Origin of the sequence: Kitasatospora sp. LaBMicrA B282 (assembly GCF_050325825.1) — a bacterium.
Classification (GTDB): Bacteria; Actinomycetota; Actinomycetes; order Streptomycetales; family Streptomycetaceae; genus Kitasatospora.
In genome coordinates this window covers 1-6974 of sequence record NZ_JBNQTI010000276.1, presented here as the reverse complement: position 1 = coordinate 6974, position 6974 = coordinate 1, and the positions used below count along the sequence as shown (strand labels likewise).

The window sequence follows — 6974 nt, the reverse complement described above, 5'->3', positions numbered from 1 at the left end:
GACCGGTGGCGTGCCGCGCGGCCGTCAGCGGGACGGCGCCCAGCGCGCCGGCGGACAGGCCGCGCAGCCGCGGGGCGAGCAGGCCGAGCACCACACCGGTGACCGGGTCGAGGACCGGCAGGCCGGGCGCGGGCTCGACCCCCGGCGGCAGGTCGAGCAGCAGCACGCCGGAGAGCAGCAGCGCCGGGGCCGGGCCGCCGGTGAGGGCCGTCCCGGTGCCGAGCAGGGTGCCGGGCCGTGCGCCGGGCAGCAGCACCGCGCAGCCGGGCCGGGGCGCCGCCTCGGCCACCGGGAGCGGGCGGGCCGCCGCCGGTTCGGTCGGTGTCAGCCAGGCCAGCCCGAGTTCGGGGCACCGGGTGAGCGCGTCCGGCTCCACCGGGTGCGCGCGGCCGGAGGCGGTGCGCACCCGCAGCCGCTCACCGCGCTCGGCGGCTTCGGCCACCACCTCGTCCGCGGTGAGCACGGTGCCGAGCGAGTCCGCCCAGAAGCCGTGGCCGAGCGTGCGGCCCCCGCTCGTACTGATCCCGACCAGCGCCTCGCGCACCCGGGCCGGGCCGCTGCCCTCCAGGTCACCAGCCATCCGTGCTGCCCTCCCCGGCGGCCCCGGTGGGCACCTGTCGGGCCCGTCACCGCTGCCGTGCTCGCCGGCGAGGAGCCTGCCCGCGTGGCGACCGGAGCGACCCCGGCCGCCCCGTTCACCACGCCCTTTCACTCCGCACGCTCGCCCGTCCGGGTGAGGCCGGCGGCCAGGAGTGACCCGCCGCCGGGCCGGTCCGGCGGATCTTGCCGGATCAGCGCGCGGCTCGGCCGGCCTCCGGCCTTCGGCCGGGAGCGCCCCATCACCCAGCCTGGCGGCTGGGTGATGGGGGCCGGCCGGGGCGGCTGCCCTGCGTCGCGCGCCCCGCAAGACCCGCCGGACCGCCCCCTACCCCACGAACACCGCGACCGGCTTGGCCTGGCCGCCCTTCTCCTCGACCAGCGCCAGGAACTGCTCGCCCGGCCCGAAGACCGCGATCGGGCCCTCGACGCCCAGGCCGGGGGCGGGCAGCCGGGCCCCGGTGGCGAGCCGCTTCGCCTCCTGCCCGCCGATGTCCCAGCGCGGGAACGCCGCGGCCGCCGCCTCGCCGATCGGCAGCACGGTGAGCTGCTCCTCCAGCTGCTCCAGGGTGTGCGCCGACTCCACCGGGTACGGGCCGACCTTGGTGCGCCGCAGCGCGGTCAGGTGGCCGCCGACGCCCAGCGCGGCGCCCAGGTCGCGGGCCAGCGCGCGGATGTAGGTGCCCGAGGAGCACTCCACCGTGACGTCCAGGTCGAGCACCGCCGTGCCGTCCTCGGCGACCGCCGGGCGCAGCTCGTGCACGGTGAAGGAGTGCACCGTGGTCGGCCGGGCCGGCAGCTCGAAGTCCTCGCCCTCGCGGACCCGGTGGTAGGAGCGCTTCCCGTCGATCTTGATCGCGCTGACCTTGGACGGGACCTGCATGATCTCGCCGGTCAGCACCGCGATCTGCTCGTCGATCGCCGCCCGCGGCACCCCGTCGGCCGGCGTCGAGGCGGTGACCTCGCCCTCCCGGTCGTCGGTGATGGTGGTCTGGCCGAGTCGGATGGTCGCCTCGTAGGTCTTGGCAGTGAGCATCAGGTGGCCGAGCAGCCGGGTGGCCCGCTCGACCCCGATCACCAGCACCCCGGTGGCCATCGGGTCCAGGGTCCCGGCGTGGCCGACCTTGCGGGTGCCGGCCAGCCGGCGCAGCCGGGCGACCACGCCGTGCGAGGTGATGCCCTCGGGCTTGTCCACGATGACCAGTCCGTCGGGGCCAGTGCCTGTGCGCTTCATGATCTCTTTCTCTGCGGATGGTGCCCACCCGGGCGAATGCTGCCGGGCGGCCGATGCCGAGCGGGGTTGCGGCGCCCGCGGGTCGGGCGGGCACCGGTCGAGCGGCCCGCGCCGGCTGCCGACAGCCGTGCGGGGCAACGAAGTTCGGAGGGCCAGAGCAACGACGTTCGGAGGGTCAGTGCAACGACGTTCGGAGGGTCGGGGCAACGACGTCCGGAGGGTCAGCCGTGCGCGGCCAGCGCGCTGCGGAACCGGGCCACGGTGCTCGGCACGTCGCCGCGCAGCGTGAAGCCGGCCTGCAACGCGTGCCCGCCGCCGCCCAGTTCGACGCAGACCGCGGCCACGTCCACCGCGCCCTTGGCCCGGCAGGAGCCGCGCAGCGTGCCGTCCGGGTCCTGTTTGAGCACCAGCGCCACCTCGGCCTCGGCCGGCTTGCGCAGCACGTCGATCAGGCCCTCGATCTCCTCCACGGTGACGCTGAACAGCGCCAGGTCCTGGTAGGGCACCCAGGTCCACACCAGGCCGCGCCCGCCGGCCGCGGCCGGTTCGTAGACCGCCCGGTCCAGCGCGGCGGCCAGCACCTTGAGGTACCCGAAGGAGCAGTCGTCCCAGAGCCGGCGGGAGATCAGGTCCTGCCGGATCCCGGTGGCCAGCAGCCGGCCGGCCAGCTCGTGGGTGGCCGGCGTGGTGCCGGCGTACTTGAAGGACCCGGTGTCGGTGGCCACCCCGGTGTACAGGCAGGTGGCGATCGCCTGGTCCAGCGGGACGCCGAGCCGCCGCAGCAGCTCGTCCACCAGCACGGCGGTGGCCGGGGCGCTCGGGTCGATGATCCGGTGGGTGCCGAAGCCGGGGTTGGAGGCGTGGTGGTCCAGCACCACCAGGCAGCGCGCGGCGAAGGCCTTGTCGCGCAGCAGTCCCAGCCGGGCCTCGGAGGCGACGTCGAAGCAGAGCACCAGTTCGGGCCGCTGCGGCACCTCGGCGGCCGGCACGATCAGCTCCTGGCCCGGCAGGAAGGCCAGCGAGTCCGGGATGACCTGCGGGTCGTCCCCGAAGGAGACCCGCACCCGGTGCCCGAGCGAGCGCAGCGCCAGGCCGGTGGCCAGGGCCGAGCCGAGGGCGTCGCCGTCGGGGGTGATGTGGCAGATCAGGTCGATCTCGCCGGCCGACCCGAGTTCGGCCAGCACCTGCTCCCAGACCGCGGTGAAGCCGCAGCCGTCGCCGTCCCGACCACCGGCGGCCGCACCGCCGCAGGAGCGCGGGGCACCCAGCGGTGCCTCGGCGCGCGGGCCCGGAAGCACCGCGAGGGCGTCCGCCACCGAGGTGGTGGCGGACGCCCTCGCCGAACCGGCCGCCGCCGGCTCAGTGGCCATGACTACTCGTCCTCGTCCGCGGCGTCGCGGTCGGCGGCCGGCACCTTGTACGGGTCGGCCTCGCCGGCGTACTGCGCCCCGGCCGCCGCGGTGCGCACCGCCGCGTCCGAGACCCGGACCTGGTCCAGCAGGTGGTCGATGGTCCGCGCGGTGTCCGGCAGCGCGTCCGCGACGAAGGTCAGCGACGGGGTGAAGCGCACCCCGGTCTGCTTGCCGACCTCGGAGCGGAGCACCCCCTTGGCGCTCTCCAGCGCGGCGGCCGTGGCCTCCCGCTCGGCGTCGTCACCGAAGACCGTGTAGAACACGGTGGCCTCCCGCAGGTCGCCGGTGACGCGGGTGTCGGTGATGGTCACGAAGCCCAGCCGGGGGTCCTTGATCCGCCGCTCCAGGGTCTGGGCGACGACCACCTGGATTCGGTCGGCGAGCTTGCGCGCCCTTGCGGTGTCGGTCACGTTGCCTCCTCGTGCAGTGGGCACGGTACGCCGGGCGCCGCAGCGCCCCTCGGGGCCCACGCCCCAACGTACCGGCCGGCGCCCAACCTTGTGAGCGCTCTCGGTCCTCGTCGGTGTGACGGTGGCGACAGCCCGTTCCCGGGGGGCCACCCGCACGTTCCGATCTCAATCATCCTCGTCGCCGTAGTACCGCCGCCGGGCGGAGAGCAGCTGCACCTCGGGGCGGCCGGCGACCAGCCGCTCGCAGCTGTCCAGGATCTCGGTGACGAAGCGGTGTTCGCCGGAGACCACCGCCAGGCCGATCTCGGCCCGCCGGTGCAGATCCTGGTTCCCGACTTCCGCTGCGCAGACGCTGTACTTGCGCTGCAGTTCGGCCACGATGGGCCGCACGATCGAACGCTTCTCCTTGAGCGAGTGGACGTCGCCCAGCAGCAGGTCGAAAGTGAGTGTTCCCACGAACATGTGTGACAGGTCTCGCCGACCTGAGGGCCTCGTAGGGCGCCCCGAACGGGGCTGATGCGCAGGACCCTACACAGCCAGACCGGGGCCGGTCGACGGGAAATTCCCGCTGACCGGCCCCGGAGGGGGACAACCTTACGAGCGCGGCTTCTCGCGCATCTCGAAGGTCTCGATGACGTCGTCCACCTTGATGTCGTTGAACGACCCCAGGGTGACACCGGCCTCGAAGCCCTCGCGGACCTCGGTCGCGTCGTCCTTGAAGCGGCGCAGGCCCTCGATGGAGAGGTTCTCCGCCACGACCTTGCCGTCGCGGATGAGGCGGGCCTTGGCGTTGCGGCGCAGCAGGCCCTCGCGGACCAGGACACCGGCGATGTTGCCGAACTTGGAGCTGCGGAAGACCTCGCGGATCTCCGCGGAGCCGAGGCGCACCTCCTCGTACTCCGGCTTGAGCAGGCCCTTGAGCGCCGCCTCGATCTCCTCGATCGCCTGGTAGATGACCGAGTAGTACCGGACGTCGACGCCCTCGCGCTCGGCCGCGGTGCGCGCACGACCCTCGGCGCGCACGTTGAAGCCGATGATGATGGCGTCCGAGCCCATCGCCAGGTCCACGTCGGACTCGGTGATGGCACCCACACCGCGGTGCAGGATGCGCAGCTCGACCTCTTCGCCGACGTCCAGCTTGACCAGGGCGTCTTCCAGGGCCTCGACGGAACCGGAGACGTCACCCTTGATGATCAGGTTCAGCTGCTGGATGCCGCCGGCCGCGATCGCCTGGTCCAGGTTCTCCAGCGAGATCCGCATCGGACGCTTGGCGAACATGGCGTTGCGGTCACGGGCCGAACGCTTCTCGGCGATCTGGCGCGCGGTGCGGTCGTCGTCGACGACGATGAAGCTGTCGCCGGCGCGCGGCACCGAGGTCAGACCGAGCAGCAGGACCGGACGGGACGGGCCCGCCTCGTCGACGTTCTTGCCGTTCTCGTCGAGCATCGCACGGACGCGGCCGTGCGCGTCGCCGACCGCGAGCGAGTCGCCGACCCGCAGCGTTCCGCGCTGGACCAGGACGGTCGCCATGGCGCCGCGGCCCTTGTCCAGGTGCGCCTCGATGGCGATACCCTGCGCGTCCTGCTCGGGGTTGGCCCGCAGGTCCAGCGAGGCGTCCGCGGTCAGGACCACGGCCTCCAGCAGCTGGTCGATGTGCAGGCCCTGGCGGGCGGAGATGTCGACGAACATGGTGTCGCCGCCGTACTCCTCGGCCACCAGACCGAACTCGGTCAGCTGACCGCGGACCTTGACCGGGTCCGCACCCTCGACGTCGATCTTGTTGACCGCGACCACGATCGGGACGCCGGCGGCCTTGGCGTGGTTGAGCGCCTCGACCGTCTGCGGCATGACGCCGTCGTTCGCCGCGACCACCAGGATCGCGATGTCGGTGGACTTGGCACCACGGGCACGCATGGCCGAGAAGGCCTCGTGACCGGGGGTGTCCAGGAAGGTGATCTTGCGCTCCTCCCCGTTCACCTCCGCCGCCACCTGGTAGGCACCGATGTGCTGGGTGATGCCACCGGCCTCGCCGGCCACCACGTTGGACTTGCGGATCGCGTCCAGCAGGCGGGTCTTACCGTGGTCGACGTGACCCATGACGGTCACCACCGGCGGACGCGGCAGCAGCTCGCTGTCCTCGCCCTCGTCGGCACCGAAGTCGATGTCGAACGACTCCAGCAGCTCGCGGTCCTCGTCGTCACGGCTGACGATCTCCAGCACGAAGCCCATCTCCTGGGCCAGCATCTGGAGCGTGTCGTCCGAGACCGACTGGGTCGCGGTGACCATCTCGCCGAGGTTGAACATCACCGAGACGAGCGCGGCCGGGTTGGCGTTGATCTTCTCCGCGAAGTCCATCAGCGAGGCACCACGCGACAGGCGGACGGTCTGCCCGTTGCCGCGCGGCAGCATCACGCCGCCGACGGACGGGGCCTGCATGGCCTCGTACTCCTGGCGCTTCGCCCGCTTCGACTTGCGACCACGGGCCGGACGGCCACCGGGGCCACGGCCGAACGCACCCTGCGTGCCACCACGGGCACCCGGACCACCGGGACGGCCGCCGAAGCCACCGGGACGGGCACCGCCGCCACCGAAGCCACCGCCGCCACCGGCGCCGCCGCCACCACCCGGACGGGGGCCGCCGAAGCCGCCACCGGCCGGACGCGAGCCCGGACCGGCCGGACGGCCGGCGAAGCCGGGACGGGCGCCACCGGCACCCGGACCACCCGGACGGCCACCGGGGCCACCCGGACCACGGCCACCGGGGCCGGGACGCGGACCGGCACCCGGGCCGGGCCGCTGCGGCATCATGCCGGGGTTGGGACGGGGCATGCCGGACGGGCTCGGCGCACCACCGGGACGCGGCGCGGCCGGACGGGGCATGCCGTCGGGACGCGGACGGTCGCCACCGGGAGCACCGGGACGGCGGTCGCCGGGGGCGCCGGCGGGACGCGGACGGTCGCCACCGGGACGCGGACCGGCACCCGGGGCACCGCCCGGACGCGGACGGTCGCCACCAGGACGCTGCCCGGCACCCGGAGCACCGCCCGGACGCGGACGGTCACCGGCCGGGGCACCGCCCGGACGCGGACGGTCGCCACCGGGCGCACCCTGACGGCGGTCGCCGGGGCGGGCCATGCCGGTGGCGCTGCCGGAGGTGAAGGGGTTGTTGCCCGGACGCGGACCGGCCGGACGCGGGCCCGGACGGGCACCGCCCGCGGCGGGGCCGCTGGGACGCGCAGCCGGCGAGGCCGGACGCGCGGGGGCCTCACCGGCGGGCGCCGGGGAGGAGAACTCGGCCGCCGGAGCAGCCGGGGCGGCGGG

General features: G+C 74.5%; 5 protein-coding genes and 1 pseudogene. All 6 read right to left on the bottom strand.

Going from position 1 to position 6974, the window contains the following annotated elements; translation table 11 throughout:
* Nucleotides 1–580: pseudogene (locus tag ACQRUO_RS37925) on the bottom strand (hypothetical protein); the annotation flags it as partial.
* A gap of 345 nt (nucleotides 581–925) precedes the next feature.
* Entirely contained in the window at nucleotides 926–1831 is a 906-nt protein-coding gene (gene truB, locus ACQRUO_RS37920; protein ID WP_428320733.1) for a tRNA pseudouridine(55) synthase TruB, read from the bottom strand.
* Nucleotides 1832–2052: 221 nt separating this feature from the next.
* Nucleotides 2053–3201, bottom strand: coding sequence for a DHH family phosphoesterase (locus tag ACQRUO_RS37915; protein ID WP_428320732.1), 1149 nt, complete (start codon nucleotides 3199–3201; stop codon nucleotides 2053–2055).
* A 2-nt stretch (nucleotides 3202–3203) separates the two neighbouring features.
* Nucleotides 3204–3653 (bottom strand): 30S ribosome-binding factor RbfA, encoded by a 450-nt coding sequence (gene rbfA, locus ACQRUO_RS37910; protein WP_428320731.1) that lies wholly within the window; start codon nucleotides 3651–3653, stop codon nucleotides 3204–3206.
* A 165-nt stretch (nucleotides 3654–3818) separates the two neighbouring features.
* Nucleotides 3819–4115, bottom strand: a complete 297-nt coding sequence (locus ACQRUO_RS37905) for a DUF503 domain-containing protein (RefSeq protein WP_035846273.1) — start codon at nucleotides 4113–4115, stop codon at nucleotides 3819–3821.
* Between the two features lie 132 nt (nucleotides 4116–4247).
* On the bottom strand, nucleotides 4248–6974 hold a 2727-nt coding region (gene infB, locus ACQRUO_RS37900; RefSeq protein WP_428320730.1), incomplete at its 5' end, for a translation initiation factor IF-2.